Here is a 17882-nt window from a genome sequence, read left to right as displayed (position 1 = left end):
ATCCTGATTATCAGACATTCCGTATTATAGCATTTTTCCTACTTAATATATAGATGAATATTATTAATTCTTTTTTAAATCACAGATGAACTTTTTCCCTTAAGGATTCAAAAAATATGATTGCTATTTAAAAAAAATTATTGACAAATTGTTTTTACCATAGTATGATATCAAATGTGTCTGACAGACAGATACAGAATAATTTCAGATATGCGCGAGTGGCTCAGTTGGTGGAGCACGACCTTGCCAAGGTCGGGGCCGCGGGTTCGAGTCCCGTCTCGCGCTCTCTTTTATCAAAAAAGGACATCATTCAGATGTCCTTTTTTTGATAAATCGAGTCCTGCCGGACTCGAACTTTCGAGTTTCTTCGCTTCCGCTCCGGTCCGCGCATAGCGGACATCCACCGGATGTCCTGCGGCGGGTCGCTCTAGCGACATTATTCCACTCCGCCGCAGTGCGATCCTGCCCGGAGGGCTTTTTGATTCATAGGATGTAATTTCCTATGAATCAAGAAAAAGTCCAGTAAAACTGGACTTTTTTCTAATGCCGGCAATGGGACTTGAACCCATACGATGTTGCCACCGCCAGATTTTGAGTCTGGTGCGTCTGCCATTCCGCCACGCCGGCTTATTCTTTTTTAATCGCTCGAACAATAAACATCTTATCATATCATGTTACAAATTGCAAGCAATTTTATTTTAACATTTAGGGATTACTTTCCTGATTTCAGCAAAAATCCGAAGGTTCACACTCCCTTCGGATTTTTTACCATCGCTATTCTTCACCAACTCCACTGATCTTTGTCCTCTGCACACTTGTGACACCGTTCTCCACAGTCGTTGTTTCAAGATAAGTAATACCATTGACCACAACCGTCTTTGTTGTTGTAGTAGTTTCGTCATCACTGTCTCCACCGCCACCGGCACTACCAGCAGCCCCGGTTCCAGATGCCTGCCCTGTCTGTCCTTCTCCGCCGGAAGCAGAATATCCATCAGACTGACCTGCTTCTGCTTTTGTTTTCTGGATCACTTTTAAGATATCGCCTTTCTCTCCCCGTTTGTATTCTTATTTTTATTTATATCGTATTACATTTTGAAGTTTATAACCAGTTTCACAAAAATTACATAAATACAGATAAACAATCTTGCTGTTTTTTCTAAACATTTTCTAAATAATATTTCGTCGTTTTATCACAGTCTCAGATTCTGAAATGCCCCATACACATCAAGTGTCCCATATCCCCACTCCCGGTTCGGATATGTCCGGTTTTCCGGTTTTGCAGTACCGCGGATCAACATGTTTTTGATAGATGTATGTGACATGATCGTATTATTCTGATCCACGATCGCCCACTGCATGATCTGCGCACAGGCTCCAGCTGTGATCGCTGCGGCTGCACTTGTTCCCGTAAAAGTGATAAAATTATTGCGAAGTCCGGGACCATAAACATCCACCGCCGGTGCCACAAAATCGGGTTTGATCTCTCCTGTCGTAGTATAACCTCTTCCGGAATCCGCATAGATACTGGTGTTCGATGCCTGATAACCGCCCACTGTGATGACCTGTCTTGCCGCACTGGGGGAAGTCAGTGTAATTTCCGGATTCGACCGAAGGAAAAAATTATTGCCATCTGTCATTTCTTTCAAAGGAAGCCAGAGATGATAATTTCCGGTGACAGTAAGCTGTGGAAAAATACGTATTGTCCAAAGTCCCGGTGTCGGTCTTATAAACCGGAAAAAAATCAGCTGGCTTGACGTTTCTTTCATATCGATCCGGTAATCTACCGTGATCGTCGTCCCCTCAAAAATAAAGTTAAACTGCTCTGATGCCCCACGGCGCACCGAAATCCGCGGAATCTGCTCTCCTGATGGTGAAATTACCGCAACCGCATACAGTTCCGGCGCAGATGCCCACAGTTCCACAAAAAAACCTTTCGTATTTTGCTCTACCGTGATTTCTGCATCCTCATGCTCCATCTCCCCTATGATACGTCCCTGAAAATGATGTCTTGCATTCGCCTCGTTTCCGGCTGCAACCACAACGACTCGTTTTCTTCTTCCGCACATATAATTAAGATAAGAAGGAAGAAAACCCTCACTCGCATGGCTCCCGGCACTGTTTCCTAATGCCATGCATATGACAAGCGGACGATTCAAAATATTTGCTACACTGTTTAAATAAGAAACTGCCATCATAATATCATTTTCCTGATATGCCGGAACACCGTCCTTCACAAAAAAGAAATCCCGAAGATACTGCTTTGCCTCTTTTAATTTTATCATAATGATCTCAGACTGGGGTGCCGCCCCGACAAAATCACCGTTTTCACTCTCACTTGCACATGCCACTCCTGCAAGAAATGTACCATGTCCATTGGTATCACGCGACGGCACGATATCGTACGGGTCTTCGGAAAATAACGCCGCATTGATCTGTTCTTTTGTATACTCTGCCCCATATAAAATACCCGCTGGTGGCGTTCCATCCTGTATCGTCTGATCCCAGATACGGACGATCCGGCTGCTCCCGTCACTGTAGCGAAATGCCGGATTGGTATAATCAATCCCCGTATCAATAAATCCGATCAGCACACCGTTTCCCTTTAATGCAAGAACAGGCTGATTCTGCATTTTTAAAATACCGGACACCTCAAGTGCTGTCCGATCCAGCAGTCCATAACATTTTGGGATCTCAGAATAAGAATAACCGCCTACACTAAGCGGAGGTAATCTCTCCCTCGGATAATAATAGATATCATACCCTTCATCGATTCTCTGGATACAAGCCTCTGCGATCGTCTGTCCACTGGTTTCCTCATAAGATACGATAAAATCAAAAAAATCATCAGAATATACCTGTTCCCTGCAATCTGCCATAAATAAAAAAACTCCAGTCATCTATTCAATTACTAAATAGATGCCGGAATCTTTTACTTTAGAACCATATTTTTTATTTTAATTCGAACTTCTGCACAAGTTCATTTAATGTAACTGACTGTGCTGTCTCCTGCATCATAATCATCTCCGGAGATCGTGTCACCTGATGTAATAGATACATTACTGTCAATGTCCGCAACAAATACGCCCTAAATGTTTTATAAATTGAAAAAACTCCGGTCATCTGTTTATCGTAAAACAGATGCCGGAGTGCCCGTTACAGACTTATTTAATTGTATTATTCGAAAGCCGCGATCTCCGGAGCTTTCTGTTCCCCGATCTGTGGTTACTGTTCACACTTCCAGTGTGACCAGCAACGATTACAGCCCATGAAAAGTGCCTCTTCGAGGCAGGGGCTGTAATCTCACAACAATATACACTACGGCGCATAGCTTGACAGCAAAGTGTCAAGCTTGCGTCTGAACAGCAGCAATCTGTGCACAGCCACGCATCGTAATAAGCGGACCGCCTTTTTTCTCCACATACTCTTTCGTAATGGTTACCATACCGATATTGTCATCTTTCGGAATTTCATACATGATGTCAAGCATAAATTCCTCGATGATCGCGCGAAGTGCACGCGCACCGACTTTCTTTTCCTTCGCCTGCTTTGCGATCGCCATCAACGCATCATCCTCAAATTTGAGTCTTACCTCATCCATGGCAAGCAGCTTCTGATACTGTTTTAAAATCGCATTTTTCGGTTCTTTCAAAATGCGTACCAGCATATCTTCTGTAAGTGCTTCTAGCGTAAACATGATCGGCAGACGTCCTAAGAACTCAGGTATCATGCCAAACTTACGCACATCTTCTGTAGTCACTTTCTGCAGGATATTTTCGTCCTGATCATATTTATCCTTTAATTCTGATTTAAAGCCGATCGACGCAGACTTATTGAGACGTTCCTTAATGATATCCTCTAACTCCGGGAATGCACCTCCACAGATAAAAAGGATATTCTTTGTGTTGACCATAGTCATCGGTACCATCGCATTCTTACTGCTGGCTCCGACAGGCACCTCAACTTCTGCACCCTCTAACAGTTTTAACATTCCCTGCTGTACGGACTCACCGCTGACATCACGCTGGTTCGTATTGCGTTTCTTGGCGATCTTATCGATTTCATCGATAAAAATAATACCGTGCTCTGCGCGCTCCACATCATTATCTGCTGCGGCAAGCAGCTTACTTACAACGCTCTCGATATCATCACCGATATATCCTGCCTCTGTCAGGGATGTTGCATCTGTGATGGCAAGCGGCACATCTAAAAGTTTTGCAAGTGTTTTCACCAGATAAGTCTTACCGGAACCGGTCGGTCCGATCATTAACATATTGGATTTTTCAATCTCAATACCATCCTTCTCATCTGATGCGATTCTCTTATAGTGATTGTAGACAGCAACAGACATAACCTTCTTTGCGTGCTCCTGTCCTACTACGTACTCATCTAACGATGCCTTGATCTTATGCGGTGCCGGGATCTTTTTGATATCAAGCACCGGCTCTTTATTTTCTTTTGGCTTTTTCTTTTTGATCTTCTGGTTATTCGGAATAAATCCCTGCATCCCCTGAAGATCTGACAGATTGATCATGCTGATATTCGGCATCTTGCCCATATTCATGTTCAGCATATCATCCATGGAAAATCCTGTCTGGTTCATACTGTCAAAAGTTTTCTGCATGCAATCCTGACAGATACAGATATTATTCGGTATCCGTATCATCTTTCCTGCAATATGTTCCGGTCTGCGGCAGATATAGCAGATATCTTCGTATTCCGTTTCTTTCTCCTCCGGTGTGTCTGCATTTGTCACTTCTGCCTCTGCGGTTTCTTTTTCATGTTCTGATACATCATGGGTATCACTACTGTTTTCCTGTCCGTTTATTTCGTCCTTTGAACTTGTAGAAACTGTTGTTGCTTCATCCTCTGTTACTTCTCTATAATCATTATTATTCATCTGAAAATCTCCTAAATCATTCCATTCATCTATCTTTAAAACAGACTTATTTAAGACATTGTACCGCAAAATATCTGCAATCACAAGGAAATCAGGAAGATTTCATTTTTATTTAAGGATTTCTGCGAATATTCTGTAGCAGAAAAAATCCGGGCATTCCTTTCACCGAAAGGTCATACCCGGAGATTCCACATCCGTTATCTTGCACTGTTATCAGTAGCATTTCCACTATTGTTATTATTTCCGGTTGCATCATCCACACCGTTTTCAACACCGTCGATAATATCTTTTCCCGCATCACCGATGCCGTCTACTACATCATCCACAACAGCACCACCGTCTGTGTCATTGCCATTGTTATTATTTACGGTTCCATTCGTGCCATTTGCGTTGGTATCATTCATTGTATCAGTTCCATTCACATTGGTATCATTCATACCATTTTCGGTAGCATTAACACCATTTTCCGTGTTACCTTTTACCTGATTTTCCGTACCTACAGCCGGATTATTTCCATTGTTATTGGTATCCGTGTTGTTACTGTTTGTGCCGCATGCGGTCAGTGCACTAAGAGACAATGTAAGCACCAGGCATGCCGCAAGCATTTTGAATTTTTTCATGGTCATTCTTCTCCTTTACTTTACAAGAAATTATTTGTAACCGCTCAAAAACTCTCTGAACCATTACCTTTTCAAGGATAGTATGACCAACTCTGCTATTTTCTATACCAGCCTAATTCCATGGATAATTCTTCCTGTACTTTTTTGACATCCACAGACAGCTCTTCCACGCGCTCTCGCGTCATCCGGCTGGTCGGACCGGAAATACTGAATGCATATTTTACTTCATTATGATAATCACGAAGACTCGCCGCGATGCAGCGCACACCTTCTTCATTTTCTTCATCATCAAGCGCATATCCATTCTTTTTTGCTTCTTTTAACACCCGAAGCATCTCATCATAATCTGTGATCGTATGCTCTGTCTTTTTTTCGATGATACTCTCATTCCAGATCTGCTTCACTTCTGATTCCGGAAGTTCTGCCATGATCGCTTTACCCACACCGGAACAATACATCGGATGCACCATACCAACATGGGACACCATGCGGATCGTACCAATCTTTGCTTCTATTTTATAAATATATAAAATATTATTTCCTTCCCGCTGCACTAAATGCACCGTTTCCCCGCTGATATCTGACAAACGTTCCATATATGGTTTCGCGACCTGTAAAATATCCATGCGGTCAAGCATTTTTCCTGCCATGCTTACTATTTTATAGGAAAGCATATACTTCTGGGATACCTCATCCTGCTTTGCATATCCCATATAGACTAAAGACATCAGAAGGCGATGTACCGTGCTTTTGTGAAGTCCTAACGCTGTGCTGATCTCCATCAGTCCCATCTCACCGTGATCGGCTAACATCTCCATTACCTGAAAAATACGTTCAGCCGACTGCACCGGATTTTTTGTTTCTTTCTGTTCTGCCATAATTACCTCATATTCTATGTAAGGTATCAGTTATTTTTCCAATACCTGTCTTTTAGGTTTCATAATTCACATTATTGTTTCATTATATGAAACCATATGACATCATAACATGACCTTCCAATAAAAGTCAAATTTTTGTTTTTTGCAAAATACAACATTTTCTTTCCCTAAATTATTGACAAGGCATTTTGTAATGTTATAATACTATTGTACCGTTGTATGAAACAATGTTTCATATTGTGAAACCAATTTAAGAACCTTAAAATTATTCAAAATAAAGGAGAAGAATTATGAACAAAGTATTAGAAGAGTTTTCCAAAATCGGTATTATCCCGGTTATCGCACTTGACAATGTAGAGGATGCTGCACCTTTAGCAAAAGCATTATGCGACGGTGGTCTCCCATGTGCAGAAGTTACTTTCCGTACAGCAGCTGCTGAGGAATCTATCCGCATCATGTCCGAGCAGTTCCCGGAGATGTTAGTAGGTGCAGGTACTGTTCTTACCACAGAGCAGGTTGACCGTGCTGTAAATGCAGGCGCTAAATTTATCGTAAGCCCTGGTTTAAATCCAAAAGTTGTAAAATACTGTGTAGAAAAAGGAATCCCGGTAACTCCTGGATGCTCTAACCCAAGCGACGTTGAAGTTGCGATCGAACTTGGTCTTGACGTTGTTAAATTCTTCCCGGCAGAAGCTGCAGGCGGACTTAGCATGATCAAATCCATGGCAGCTCCTTATACCAAAATGAAATTCATGCCGACCGGCGGTATCAATGCAAAGAACTTAACAAGCTATCTTGATTTCAAGAAGATCATCGCATGTGGTGGATCCTGGATGGTTAACAAAGACATGATCGCAGCAAAAGACTGGGCTGGCATCACAGCTTTAACAAAAGAGGCTGTTTCTACCATGTTAGGTTTCAAACTGTTACATGTAGGTGTAAACAACGCTTCTGAGGAAGTAGCTGCTGCTGAGTCAGCAAAATTCGCAACTTTACTTGGTGAAAACGTAAAAGTTGGAAACAGCTCCATGTTCGTAGGTTCCCTGATCGAAATGATGAAAAATCCGGGACGTGGAACCAATGGTCATATCTGCATCCAGACTAACTACTTAGACCGCGCTATTTATCATCTTGAGAAACGTGGTTTCGTATTTGACGAATCTTCTTTCAAATACAATGACAAGGGCGAACTTACTGTTGCCTACTTAAAAGACGAGATCGCAGGTTTCGCAATTCACTTCAACCAGAAATAATTTTAAAAAATCAGGTCTGCACCGGTCTATGATTTGTGCAGACCTTTTTTTCAATGTTAAATAAAAAAACAGACACGGGAGGTTTCTTATGGATCAGAATTGTGCATATTGTATGGAGGGCGAATTAGTTGCCCAGTTTGGTATTAAAATCTGTGAACTGCCAAGTTCAAAGGTATATCTTTTTAAAGAGCAGAGCCACAAAGGCCGTGTAATCGTTGCACACAAAAAACATGTCAGTGAGATCACCGAGCTGACCGCCGAAGAACGTGCTGCTTACATTGAAGATATCAATCATGTGGCAGAAGCACTTCACAAAGCATTTCACCCGCAGAAAGTTAATTATGGTGCTTACGGTGATACAGGTCATCATCTGCATTTCCACCTCGTTCCAAAATATACAGACGGTTACGAGTGGGGAGGCACATTTGCCATGAATCCGGGAGAAAAATTCCTGTCAGAGGAAGAATATGCCACATTGATCGAAGAGATCAAAAAATACTTATAAAGTCTATTTTTTCATCTTAGGCTGAAAAATAATACTTGCAAGATATGCAAAGACCAGTGCCGCTGAAATACCAGCGGCACTTGCTTTTAAGCCGCCTAAAAAGATCCCAAGAAAACCATATTCATCTACTGCTTCTTTCACACCCTTAAACAAGGTATTTCCAAATCCAAGCAACGGAACACTTGCTCCCGCTCCTGCAAATTCAATAAACGGCTGATAAATTCCCAACGCTCCAAGCAGCGCACCAAGACACACCAGCATGACCATAATTCTGCCCGGAAGCATCTTCGTTTTTTCCATTAAAATCTGTACCAGTGCACAGATCGCACCTCCCACCCAGAATGCATTGACATAATCCATGATTTTTTCTTTCCTCCTTTTTAATCTGCATGCTCGATCACAACACCATGTGCGATTCCAGGCACCGTTTTTCCCTCATTAAAAGATACCGTGGAAAGCAGTGCACCGGTCGGTACGAATAAGATACGGCGTAATTTTCCCATCTCAACCTGCTTTAAGAAATGTCCTGCAAGTGTCACGGCAGAGCAGCCGCATCCTGAGCCTCCGGCGCCGGTTTTCTGTGCTTTACTCTCAAAGATCAGCATACCACAGTCTAAATGCTCCTGGCTGATATCATATCCTTCTTTCTTTAAAAGATCGATCAGTATCTCCTGTCCCACACTTCCAAGATCCCCGGTAATAATTTGATCATAGTCCTCCGGTTTCCGTCCGAAATCTTTGAAATTCTGACAGATCGTATCTGCTGCCGCAGGTGCCATTGCTGCCCCCATATTCATGGAATCTTTAATTCCATAATCCATGATCTTACCGGTCGTGATTCCAGTGATACAGGCACTGCTTTTCCTTTTTCCAAGCACATACGCACCACTCCCTGTCACCGTCCATGTTGCTGACATTGGTCTCTGGTTTGCATATTCCAGCGGAAACCGGAATTGTTTTTCGGCACTTGCAAAATGACTCGACGTCATTGCCACAACGTAATCTGCATATCCTGCCGCAACACACATTGCACCAAGTGAAAGTGCCTCGCCACAGGTACTGCATGCACCGTACAGCCCAAAGAGCGGTACCTGATAATCCATAAGTCCAAATGAGGTTGCAATATTTTGTCCCAGGAGATCCCCTGAAAAAAGATAGCGGATATCTTCTTTAAAAAGTCCTGCTTTACCAACCGCCATCCCAAAGGCCTCTTTCTGAAGCGTACTCTCAGCCTCTTCCCATGTATTCTGTCCGAATTTATCATCTTCACCGATCAGGTCAAAACAATCTCCCAGTGGCCCTTCTCCCTCTTTTTTTCCAACAATGCTTGCGCTGCTTATGATATAAGGCGGCTCCTTAAAACAAATACTCTGTTTTCCCATCTGCATGCTCATATGATTCTCCATTTCCAGATCTTATTACAGCATCGTTTTTTCAAACATCATGCTCTCTATATGCTTTAGCATGTACATTTTGCAGATATTTATACCAGAGTCTTCATCTACTTGCACTTCATTTATTACACTTTATTTATCACGCTTCGCACCTGCTCCGGCTGTATGCCAAGACACACACATAAAGTAAGAAATTCCTCCGCATCCAGTGGTTCTTCATAATCCTCCCTCAGTTTTCCCGCATCGATGCCCGCATGTGCCGCAAGCGATTTTGCATCCATCCGGTTTTCTTCTATATAACGGATCATATAATCAGTCACTTTTGATTTTCCCATGTTATCGCACCTCTTCTACAAAAATCTGTTTTCCCTTATTTTATTCTTTAGTTTTAGGAATTGCAATTATATTTTTCTCCCGTATTAAGAACTCGTTGACTGATAAAATGAGGTGGGATATGATACGGTTACAAAGCATTTTGACTGCTTTAAAATGCAATAGAACGGAGATCAACATGAAAAATCAGAATATAGCAAAGGTTTTAAAAGAATATCGTAAACGTAATCATCTGTCTGTCAATGATGTATCTCTCCTGTTGGACGAACGTTCTTTTACCGCTGCTCCAAAGACAATTTACGGTTGGGAAAGCGGGCAGGCAAATCCAAGTGCAGATATCCTATTAACACTCTGTGATATATATAATATTACCGATATTCTTGACGCATTCGGTTATGACAGTAATGAAAATTTTCATGTAACGCCCTCTGAACGGATGATCATCGAAGCCTACCGTGCACATCCGGAAATGCATGAGGCAGTCAGCGTTCTGTTAGGCTGCAGTGCGCCACGCAAAAATCCTGCACCTTTACACGGTACGACAATACAAAAAGACAGTTCACATAAAAAACAACACTCTGCGGAAATGAATACTTTGACCGCCCATAAGAATATTTCTTCCAATAACCAGCATCTGTAATCTGCCACGAAAAAGCTCCTGCGCTAAACATAATGCGCAGGAGCTTTTTCTCTCTGATCTCTGTATCTGTTAAATTAGTTTTCTCATCCTCTTACCGCTCTTTATCTGTCTATTACCCCTGATCCTGTGGCTGGCTCTGGTCTGACTGCTGTCCCTGATCCTGCGGCTGGCTCTGGTCTGGCTGCTGCCCCTGATCCTGCGGCTGGCTCTGGTCTGGCTGCTGGCTCTGATCCTGCGGCTGGCTCTGGTCTGGCTGCTGGCTCTGATCCTGTGGCTGGCTCTGATCTGGCTGCTGCCCTCCATCAGCCGGCTGCTGTGCCTTCAATGCCGCAAGTGCCGCCTCTGCCGCTGTCAGTGTATCATAATTCGTTACCTGCGCCTTGTCTGCATCTGAAAGTGAATTGTACATATTTCTCGCATTCACGATTGCTGTTTCGCTCTCTAATGTTACAGGCCCGATAATACTGATCGCATTGATCACAGATGGAACATCCGCCTGGGGCTGCTGCACAACAGTCGGATTGTCACCCGGCATACGATATACTAAAACTGCATATCCCTTATCGATCGTCTCATAGATCTTCTTTGCTGCAGATGCCGGCAGGTTGATACATCCATGAGAACCACCTGTCTTATAGATACTTCCTCCAAATTTGTTACGCCAGGTCGCATCATGCATACCTACGTCACCATTAAATGGCATCCAGTAAGTAACCGGTGTCTCATAATCCGGTCCTCTTAAAACCGCATTCATGGTCTTATAAGTCAGTCCAAAAGCACCTGTCGGAGTATCATGCCCTTTTGCAAGATTTCCTGAAACAAAATCACTTTCCACCACCAGCTTTCCATCTTTATAGAGGAATAAATGCTGGTTTGTCAGATTGATCTCAACGTAAGAATCACCATAGTCATGCTCTCCATGACTGTTCGCAGTTGTGAGATATACCGGCTCTCTTTCCACGTCTTTTCCTGCTTTTAAATCTGCTAAAATCTGTTCTACTTCTCCACTGTTGTCAATTCTCCAGCCATAAAAACCACCTGTGACCGTAACTGTCGTACCGTAAGAAGTTTTTAATTCTTTCGGGGAATAGGCTGTGTTATATTTTTTTGCCAGCGTCTTTACAAATGCAAGCACTTCTTCCTCATCAATGGAAACCTTTTCATCGGTACCCTCAGAAAGCCAGGTACTGATCGTAGTTCCATCCAGGACTTCCTTATCATCCCCAAAGTCATATGTAATCGTAACACCTACATACTGGTTTAACGTGTCAATCAAATCCAGCAGATCTTTGTCATCATCTCCGACTGCAGGCTTCCGATAACAGTCGCTCTGCTCTAGATCAACGGTTTCATCCAGTACTAAAATGGCGTCACTTACTGCCTTTTTCACTTTTGCCGCATCAACCTCTGTTCCATAATCGGCCGGGACAAGTGCATAACCGTTTTCTTTTGTATAATCAGCATAAGTCGCATCCACCGGTGCGCGCTGATCTATCTCATACATGGTAAATTGCTGACTGCCTCATTCAGTTTCTGCTCATCATAGGATACAACCTTTTCCAGTTCAAACTCCTGCTTCTGAAACATCCGTATCAGCCAGGAAAAGCCATTCTGCTCATTTAAAAGTGTTTCTATCTCACCCTGGAATACAGGCTCCATATCAATATCCGAACCTGCGATCGTTCCATTTTTATCCTCACGTGCAGTAACTGTCAGCTGGTAATTTTTCATTTCAGTCCGAAAAGCATCCTCGACTTTTTCCACACTGCTGCCACCGACAGCAATTCCATCAATAGACGTTCCAAAACAAAAATGACTTTCAAAATAAATCGCAAAACCGACATAAATCACTGCGATCGCCGTCATAATGCATGTAAGCACCAGTCCCGTATAATTTTTCCCGGACGCAGCCTGCTGCTTTTTCCGCTTATTTTTTTCTTTCATTCTCCTAAATATCCTTTCATCCCATGTGTAAAGATATGTTGTATCGCATAAAATATGCAAACGGACACCTACTCTATTATAATATCCCGCAAAGTCTTGTCAACAAATTGTCCAAATCGTAACATTAAATTAAGAATTCGTTCTTTTTTCGCATTGTTCTGTAATAAAAAAAACGTCAAACTCCCCAAAAACACTGGTCATAGCTTAAAGTTTTCTTAAATTTTAAATAATCTTTCTTAAAATAAGAAAAAGGTAATTGTTTCTGAAAAATTGCTGTGCTATAATCCCTATCGTTGAGATTAATGAAAAGAGGGTGAAACCGTGAAAACAAAGACACGTGATGCGGTCAACGCATTTATTGAGAGAAACAAACATGCTCTTCTTTTGCTTTATTTCATGATTTATCTGCCATGGTTTGGTCATTTAGAGAGAACCGTTACCACACATTTTCATGTGATCCATGTTGCACTGGATGATTATATTCCATTCTGTGAATATTTTATCATTCCATACTTCTTATGGTTTGGATATGTGGCATGGGGACTTGGTTACTTCTACTTTAAAAATAAAGATGAATATTTCCGTTTATGCACCATGTTATTTACCGGTATGACGATCTTTCTGATCGTTTCTACCATTTATCCAAACGGGCATTATTTAAGACCGACTACCTTTGCACGTGATAATGTATTTGTACATATGGTAAAATGGCTTTACGCAACTGATACAGCAACGAATCTTTTTCCGAGCATTCACGTTTACAATTCCATTGCCGTCAATTTAGCTGTATGGCACAGTGGGAATTTCCGTGATAAAAAAGTTATCCGGATCGGCTCTGCTGTTCTTATGGTAAGTATTATTCTTTCTACCATGTTTTTAAAACAGCACTCTGTATTCGATGTTGTTACCGGAATCATCATGGCAGTATTTATGTATATGCTTGTTTATGTACAGAATCCGGCACGTATGCCGGCTGGTGAGCGCAAATACGAGCGCAAATTTTTATAATTTGCACTCGTATCCCGCTACATATTTCGCACAGACTGTCATCAAATTCTCATCATACATCATCCGCTGTGTGCGCTCTATTGGTGTATATTTTCTGACTTCCTTCGATATATGATCTTCTACTACTACCGCATCAAATTCATATCCATCCAAAAAAGTACCAACTTTTCCAAAATAGCTTCCGCCTCCGGCTGTTGCTAAATAGAATGCCTCTGCAAACGTCAGCGGCTTGCTGTTTTCATCGATCAGACGCCAGTACATTTTTGAAACCTGTACTGCTAATGTCAACGCTTTTGCCATGGATAAAGATGAGCCTCCCGCCACATCAGAGCCAAGTCCGACCGCGATACCATCTTCTAAAAACTTCCGGATTGGTGCGATACCGGAGGAAAGATTTAAGTTTGATTCCGGACAGTGCGCCACATAGACACCATGTTCTTTCAAAAGATCCATCTCATCTTCACTGTAAATACAGTGAGCCATGATCGCCGGATGCTCCTTATCTCCTAACATATCAAAAATAGCATAAGCATCTGCATAATTTTTTGCCGCCGGAACAAGTTCTTTTACCCAGGCAACCTCAGACGGATTTTCCGACAGGTGAGACTGCACACGAAGCCCGGTGGTCTTTTGCAGTTTTGCAAGTGCCATCATCAGCTCATCCGTACAGCTTGGAATAAATCGAGGCGTTAAGATCGGTTTTGTTCTTTCATATTTTCCGGCTGTCTCATCAATCCACTTTTTTGTGTCCTCTGCTGCTGTCAGCGCATCTGCCTCGCATAGATTTTCACCGCCATTGCGATCCATATCTACCTTACCGACATAGCTTACAACTCCGCTCTCTTCCAAAAGATCCATCAACATGATCGTCGCTTTCCTGTGAAGCGTTGCAAAAATACATGCACGTGTCGTCAGACTGTGTTTCAGATCAGACACAAAATTCCCATATGCACGTTTTGCATAGGAGATATCCACATATTTTGCCTCTTCCGGAAAAGTATGCACATTCAGCCAGTCTAAAAGTTCTAAATCCATGCCAAGCCCGCGGAAGGTATATTGTGGGGCATGCACATGAAGATCCGTCATGCCCGGAAGAATGATCTTATCTCCGTAATCTGTAATCGGCAGTTTTTCATACTGCTGCGGCAGCTTTTCAAATGCACCTCTACAGATACCGTTTTCACAAACAATATAACCTCCTTCCATGCTGTACAGTTCTTTATTTTCTCCTGAAAATACAATATTTCCTTTTAAAACAAAACTCTTTTTTTCCAATACTTTTTATCCTTTTCTTTTTGTCTTACCATAATTTGAAAATCCGGATCGCAGATTTCATTACTTTATATTTCACATCTTCCAGTTCTGATGCCGCACACTTTAGTTCTTTTCGGATTTCAAGATGCTGTGGACAATGTGTCTCACATTTTCCGCATCCGATACACTGGGATGCACTTGCCGTGTCCTTACGGAAAGCCGTACATTGTAAATAATCTTTCCTTCCGGATTTTTTTCCTTCTGAATACATTGCATTATAGCAGCGGAATGTTCCCGGTATATCCACGCCTCGCGGACACGGCATACAGTATCCGCAGCCGGTACATCCGACTTTCACGTGCTTTTTGATTTCTTCCTTTACCTGTTCGATCAGCGCAGCATCCGATGTCGTCAGACAGCCCACATGAGACTCTGAGGCAGTCTTTACATTCCGCTCTACCATTCCCATGGAATTCATTCCTGAAAGTACACAGGTCACTTCCGGCTGGTTATAAAGCCATTTTAAGGCGAGTTCTGCCGGTGTACGTCCTTCTTCATCGTTACGGAACAGCTCTTTTGCAGATTCCGGCAGAAGATTTACAAGCCTGCCTCCCCTAAGCGGCTCCATGATAATAACAGGAAGTCCTTTCGCATTTGCATAGCGCAGTCCCTCCACGCCTGCCTGTGAGTATTCATCGATATAATTATACTGGATCTGGCAGAAATCCCAGTCATAAGCATCCACAAGCTGTTTGAACATCTCGGTATTCCCATGATAGGAAAATCCGATATTACGGATCTGACCGGACGCTAACTTTTCCTCGATCCAGTCCTGCATACCGATCTTTTTTAATTTTTCCCAGGTTGGAATATCGGTGAGCATATGCATCAGATAATAATCGATATAATCGGTCTTTAATCTGCGAAGTTCCTCCTGAAACATCTTTTCCGCACCTGCGACAGACTTGATCAGATAATGCGGCAGTTTGGTTGCAAGATAGATCTGCTCCCTGCAATGGTTGCGGTTTAAGATCTCTCCAACTGCCACTTCATTGCCTGCATAAACATATGCGGTGTCAAAATAATTCACACCTGCTTTTATCGCAGCCATCACTTCTTTTTCTGCTTTATCAATATCCACACTGCTGCCGTTTTTGGTAAAACGCATACATCCATATCCCAAAACAGAAATTTCATTTCCTTTTTTATCCCTGCGATACTGCATCCTTTAACTCCTCCAGTTCCGATAACCATATAGCAGCACTCGCATCCGACGGCATACGCAGATCTCCGCGCGGAGATACTGCAACACTTCCAACCTTCGGTCCGTCCGGCAGACAGGAACGCTTAAACTGCTGCGCAAAGAACCGGCGGTAAAATGTCTCTAACCACTTAAAAATCGTTGCATCATCATAAGTTCCGGCAAAAGCCTGTTTTGCCAGACGGTAAACCTTTGCCGGTGCATAGGAAAGACGCAGCATATGATACAGATAAAAATCATGCAGTTCATAAGGACCGACCAGATCTTCCGTTTTCTGTGAGATCTTTCCGTCCTCCGGCGGTAAAAGTTCCGGCGAAACCGGTGTGTCAAGCACATCAAGAAGAACCTGTTTTAATGTTTCATCCCCACAGGTATCTGCATAATAGCGTACCAGATGGCGCACTAACGTCTTTGGCACCGATGCATTGACTGCATACATGGACATATGATCTCCATTATAAGTTGCCCAGCCAAGCGCAAGCTCCGAGAGATCACCGGTTCCGATGACCATACCGCCGGATTTATTTGCAATATCCATCAATATCTGCGTACGCTCTCTCGCCTGTCCGTTTTCATAAGTCACATCATGCACGGATGGATTCTGTCCGATATCACGGAAATGGACGTTAACAGCGTCTTTAATATCAACCTCTGTAAAGTCCGCTCCAAGACAGCGGATCAGTGATACAGCGTTATCATAGGTACGGTCTGTCGTACCAAATCCCGGCATCGTAACTGCCTTGATATTACCATGATCCATTCCAAGAGCATCAAAAGCACGCACGGTAACAAGAAGTGCCAGTGTGGAATCGAGTCCTCCGGAAATTCCGATCACCGCAGATTTACAGTGTGTATGCTCTAAACGTTTTTTCAGTCCCATTGACTGAATGGATAATATCTCTTCACAACGCAGTGTTCTGTCACGCTCCCCGGACGGTACAAACGGCATCGGATCGATATAACGTGTCAGTTTTGTCTCCTCCATCTTTAAGGAAAATACTGTCTCATGATACATAGGCTCTGTAGCTGTCTCAAATGTCGTCATTCTGCGGCGCTCGGACGCAAGACGCATCACATCGATCTCTGTGGATACTGTCTGTGTAGAAAAAAGCTCCGACTCTGCCAGCAGGCGGCCGTTTTCTGCGATCAGGTTATGCCCGGAATAGACAACATCCTGTGTGGATTCTCCATCTCCTGCACTCGCATAGATATAACCACAGAGCAGTCTCGCCGACTGTCCGCTCACAAGCTCCCTGCGGTAAGCCGGTTTTCCGGTTGTCTCATCCGATGCAGAGAGATTCACGATAAGAGTTGCCCCATGCATAGCATGTGAAATGCTTGGCGGATTCATCGTCCAGAGATCCTCGCAGAGCTCTGCCGCGATCACAAGTTCCGGCATTTCGAGGCAGGTAAAAAGCTGCCTTGTTCCCATTGGCACGATCATTTCTTCGGTCAGTCTCACATCAACCACTTCTTCCATGCCTCTTGTAAAATGACGTGTCTCATAAAACTCATTGTAATTCGGAAGATAGGTTTTCGGCACAATGCCAAGAATTTTTCCACGGTTTAGTGCCGCTGCCGCATTATATAATTTACCTTTATATGCAAGTGGAAGACCAACAAATACGATCGCATCTATATCTGCTGTAAATTTTGCAATATTTATTAATTCATTTTTTGCCTCCCGAAGCAGCTTTTCCTGCAAAAACAGATCTCCACAGGTATATCCGGTGATACATAACTCCGGCAGAACGATCACTTTTGCTCCCTCATCTGCTGCCTCTTTGATTGCCTGGCAGATTACTTTTGCATTATATCCGGTGTCGGCAACCCTGATCTTTGGCGTTACTGCTGCAACTTTTACAAATCCCTGTCTCATTCTTTCCTCTTTTCCG

Annotated in this window: 18 protein-coding genes and 2 tRNA genes; 5 read left to right on the top strand and 15 right to left on the bottom strand. The window is 42.9% G+C overall.

The features are described 5' to 3' along the window. The first annotated feature begins 212 nt into the window (after nucleotides 1–212). Nucleotides 213–285 (top strand) — tRNA-Gly (locus H8S51_RS04950). A gap of 8 nt (nucleotides 286–293) precedes the next feature. Here the strand turns inward: H8S51_RS04950 and H8S51_RS04945 are convergent. The 7 genes from H8S51_RS04945 to H8S51_RS04915 all read right to left on the bottom strand — a co-directional run bounded on the left by H8S51_RS04945 (nucleotide 294) and on the right by H8S51_RS04915 (nucleotide 6395). Beyond that, on the bottom strand, nucleotides 294–437 hold the full coding sequence (locus H8S51_RS04945; protein WP_186900270.1) for a hypothetical protein: 144 nt from the start codon (nucleotides 435–437) through the stop codon (nucleotides 294–296). Nucleotides 438–544: 107 nt separating this feature from the next. Then, nucleotides 545–627: transfer RNA gene (locus tag H8S51_RS04940), tRNA-Leu, on the bottom strand. Nucleotides 628–774: 147 nt separating this feature from the next. Next, nucleotides 775–1029: a hypothetical protein gene (locus H8S51_RS04935; protein WP_241070904.1), complete on the bottom strand. Its 255-nt coding sequence runs from the start codon at nucleotides 1027–1029 to the stop codon at nucleotides 775–777. A gap of 161 nt (nucleotides 1030–1190) precedes the next feature. Continuing rightward, on the bottom strand, nucleotides 1191–2876 hold the full coding sequence (locus tag H8S51_RS04930; protein WP_241070903.1) for a S8 family peptidase: 1686 nt from the start codon (nucleotides 2874–2876) through the stop codon (nucleotides 1191–1193). A gap of 467 nt (nucleotides 2877–3343) precedes the next feature. Beyond that, nucleotides 3344–4897 (bottom strand): ATP-dependent Clp protease ATP-binding subunit ClpX, encoded by a 1554-nt coding sequence (clpX, locus tag H8S51_RS04925; protein WP_117921543.1) that lies wholly within the window; start codon nucleotides 4895–4897, stop codon nucleotides 3344–3346. A gap of 197 nt (nucleotides 4898–5094) precedes the next feature. Further along, a complete protein-coding gene (locus H8S51_RS04920; protein ID WP_241070902.1) occupies nucleotides 5095–5517 on the bottom strand; it encodes a hypothetical protein in 423 nt (140 codons plus the stop codon). Nucleotides 5518–5612: 95 nt separating this feature from the next. Then, complete coding sequence (locus H8S51_RS04915; RefSeq protein WP_117921547.1) at nucleotides 5613–6395, bottom strand: IclR family transcriptional regulator; 783 nt, start codon at nucleotides 6393–6395, stop codon at nucleotides 5613–5615. A 290-nt stretch (nucleotides 6396–6685) separates the two neighbouring features. Here H8S51_RS04915 and H8S51_RS04910 point away from each other — a divergent pair, with 290 nt between their 5' ends. Further along, the gene (locus H8S51_RS04910) at nucleotides 6686–7648 is read left to right on the top strand and encodes a bifunctional 4-hydroxy-2-oxoglutarate aldolase/2-dehydro-3-deoxy-phosphogluconate aldolase (RefSeq protein ID WP_117921549.1); all 963 of its coding nucleotides are present in this window, start codon (nucleotides 6686–6688) and stop codon (nucleotides 7646–7648) included. Between the two features lie 88 nt (nucleotides 7649–7736). After that, nucleotides 7737–8153: an HIT family protein gene (locus H8S51_RS04905; RefSeq protein ID WP_117921551.1), complete on the top strand. Its 417-nt coding sequence runs from the start codon at nucleotides 7737–7739 to the stop codon at nucleotides 8151–8153. Nucleotides 8154–8156: 3 nt separating this feature from the next. Here H8S51_RS04905 and spoVAE read toward each other — a convergent pair whose 3' ends face one another. The 3 genes from spoVAE to H8S51_RS04890 all read right to left on the bottom strand — a co-directional run bounded on the left by spoVAE (nucleotide 8157) and on the right by H8S51_RS04890 (nucleotide 9882). Further along, complete coding sequence (spoVAE, locus tag H8S51_RS04900; protein WP_117921553.1) at nucleotides 8157–8513, bottom strand: stage V sporulation protein AE; 357 nt, start codon at nucleotides 8511–8513, stop codon at nucleotides 8157–8159. Between the two features lie 20 nt (nucleotides 8514–8533). Then, on the bottom strand, nucleotides 8534–9547 hold the full coding sequence (gene spoVAD / locus H8S51_RS04895) for a stage V sporulation protein AD (RefSeq protein WP_186900271.1): 1014 nt from the start codon (nucleotides 9545–9547) through the stop codon (nucleotides 8534–8536). A gap of 125 nt (nucleotides 9548–9672) precedes the next feature. Beyond that, nucleotides 9673–9882 carry a hypothetical protein gene (locus H8S51_RS04890; protein ID WP_117921557.1) on the bottom strand — a complete coding sequence of 70 codons (210 nt, stop codon included), beginning with the start codon at nucleotides 9880–9882 and terminating at the stop codon, nucleotides 9673–9675. A 176-nt stretch (nucleotides 9883–10058) separates the two neighbouring features. Here H8S51_RS04890 and H8S51_RS04885 point away from each other — a divergent pair, with 176 nt between their 5' ends. After that, on the top strand, nucleotides 10059–10520 hold the full coding sequence (locus H8S51_RS04885; protein WP_241070901.1) for a helix-turn-helix transcriptional regulator: 462 nt from the start codon (nucleotides 10059–10061) through the stop codon (nucleotides 10518–10520). A gap of 112 nt (nucleotides 10521–10632) precedes the next feature. On the opposite strand, the gene H8S51_RS04880 is transcribed toward H8S51_RS04885, so the two are convergent. After that, nucleotides 10633–12024, bottom strand: coding sequence for a L,D-transpeptidase family protein (locus H8S51_RS04880; RefSeq protein WP_241070900.1), 1392 nt, complete (start codon nucleotides 12022–12024; stop codon nucleotides 10633–10635). After that, nucleotides 12012–12464 (bottom strand): hypothetical protein, encoded by a 453-nt coding sequence (locus tag H8S51_RS04875; protein WP_241070899.1) that lies wholly within the window; start codon nucleotides 12462–12464, stop codon nucleotides 12012–12014. Before H8S51_RS04875 ends, H8S51_RS04880 begins: the two co-directional genes overlap by 13 nt. A gap of 396 nt (nucleotides 12465–12860) precedes the next feature. Between H8S51_RS04875 and H8S51_RS04870 the strand changes: the two genes are divergently transcribed. Next, on the top strand, nucleotides 12861–13472 hold the full coding sequence (locus H8S51_RS04870) for a phosphatase PAP2 family protein (protein ID WP_207724065.1): 612 nt from the start codon (nucleotides 12861–12863) through the stop codon (nucleotides 13470–13472). Here the strand turns inward: H8S51_RS04870 and H8S51_RS04865 are convergent. Genes H8S51_RS04865 through H8S51_RS04855 form a run of 3 tightly spaced genes read right to left on the bottom strand, consistent with a single transcriptional unit; the run spans nucleotide 13467 to nucleotide 17866 of the window. Next, nucleotides 13467–14747, bottom strand: coding sequence for an amidohydrolase family protein (locus H8S51_RS04865; RefSeq protein WP_186900274.1), 1281 nt, complete (start codon nucleotides 14745–14747; stop codon nucleotides 13467–13469). The genes H8S51_RS04870 and H8S51_RS04865 overlap by 6 nt on opposite strands. Before the next feature lie 25 nt (nucleotides 14748–14772). Next, a complete protein-coding gene (locus tag H8S51_RS04860) occupies nucleotides 14773–15951 on the bottom strand; it encodes an aldo/keto reductase (protein ID WP_186900275.1) in 1179 nt (392 codons plus the stop codon). Next, on the bottom strand, nucleotides 15932–17866 hold the full coding sequence (locus H8S51_RS04855; protein WP_186900276.1) for an NAD(+) synthase: 1935 nt from the start codon (nucleotides 17864–17866) through the stop codon (nucleotides 15932–15934). Before H8S51_RS04855 ends, H8S51_RS04860 begins: the two co-directional genes overlap by 20 nt. Nucleotides 17867–17882: the final 16 nt, after the last annotated feature.

Origin of the sequence: Roseburia rectibacter, assembly GCF_014287515.2 — a bacterium.
GTDB classification, from domain to species: domain Bacteria; phylum Bacillota; class Clostridia; order Lachnospirales; family Lachnospiraceae; genus Roseburia; species Roseburia rectibacter.
The sequence above is the reverse complement of the archived record's forward strand: the minus strand, read 5'-3'. Positions and strand labels throughout refer to the sequence as shown.

Excerpts from the sequence above, each read along its gene's own strand:
- H8S51_RS04945 (WP_186900270.1), bottom strand. The coding sequence starts at position 437 with ATGTCGCTAGAGCGACCCGCCGCAGGACATCCGGTGGATGTCCGCTAT.
- H8S51_RS04930 (WP_241070903.1), bottom strand. The coding sequence starts at position 2,876 with ATGGCAGATTGCAGGGAACAGGTATATTCTGATGATTTTTTTGATTTT.
- clpX (WP_117921543.1), bottom strand. The coding sequence starts at position 4,897 with ATGAATAATAATGATTATAGAGAAGTAACAGAGGATGAAGCAACAACA.
- H8S51_RS04920 (WP_241070902.1), bottom strand. The coding sequence starts at position 5,517 with ATGAAAAAATTCAAAATGCTTGCGGCATGCCTGGTGCTTACATTGTCT.
- H8S51_RS04915 (WP_117921547.1), bottom strand. The coding sequence starts at position 6,395 with ATGGCAGAACAGAAAGAAACAAAAAATCCGGTGCAGTCGGCTGAACGT.
- H8S51_RS04910 (WP_117921549.1), top strand. The coding sequence starts at position 6,686 with ATGAACAAAGTATTAGAAGAGTTTTCCAAAATCGGTATTATCCCGGTT.
- H8S51_RS04905 (WP_117921551.1), top strand. The coding sequence starts at position 7,737 with ATGGATCAGAATTGTGCATATTGTATGGAGGGCGAATTAGTTGCCCAG.
- spoVAE (WP_117921553.1), bottom strand. The coding sequence starts at position 8,513 with ATGGATTATGTCAATGCATTCTGGGTGGGAGGTGCGATCTGTGCACTG.
- spoVAD (WP_186900271.1), bottom strand. The coding sequence starts at position 9,547 with ATGAGCATGCAGATGGGAAAACAGAGTATTTGTTTTAAGGAGCCGCCT.
- H8S51_RS04890 (WP_117921557.1), bottom strand. The coding sequence starts at position 9,882 with ATGGGAAAATCAAAAGTGACTGATTATATGATCCGTTATATAGAAGAA.
- H8S51_RS04885 (WP_241070901.1), top strand. The coding sequence starts at position 10,059 with ATGAAAAATCAGAATATAGCAAAGGTTTTAAAAGAATATCGTAAACGT.
- H8S51_RS04880 (WP_241070900.1), bottom strand. The coding sequence starts at position 12,024 with ATGTATGAGATAGATCAGCGCGCACCGGTGGATGCGACTTATGCTGAT.
- H8S51_RS04875 (WP_241070899.1), bottom strand. The coding sequence starts at position 12,464 with ATGAAAGAAAAAAATAAGCGGAAAAAGCAGCAGGCTGCGTCCGGGAAA.
- H8S51_RS04870 (WP_207724065.1), top strand. The coding sequence starts at position 12,861 with ATGATTTATCTGCCATGGTTTGGTCATTTAGAGAGAACCGTTACCACA.
- H8S51_RS04860 (WP_186900275.1), bottom strand. The coding sequence starts at position 15,951 with ATGCAGTATCGCAGGGATAAAAAAGGAAATGAAATTTCTGTTTTGGGA.
- H8S51_RS04855 (WP_186900276.1), bottom strand. The coding sequence starts at position 17,866 with ATGAGACAGGGATTTGTAAAAGTTGCAGCAGTAACGCCAAAGATCAGG.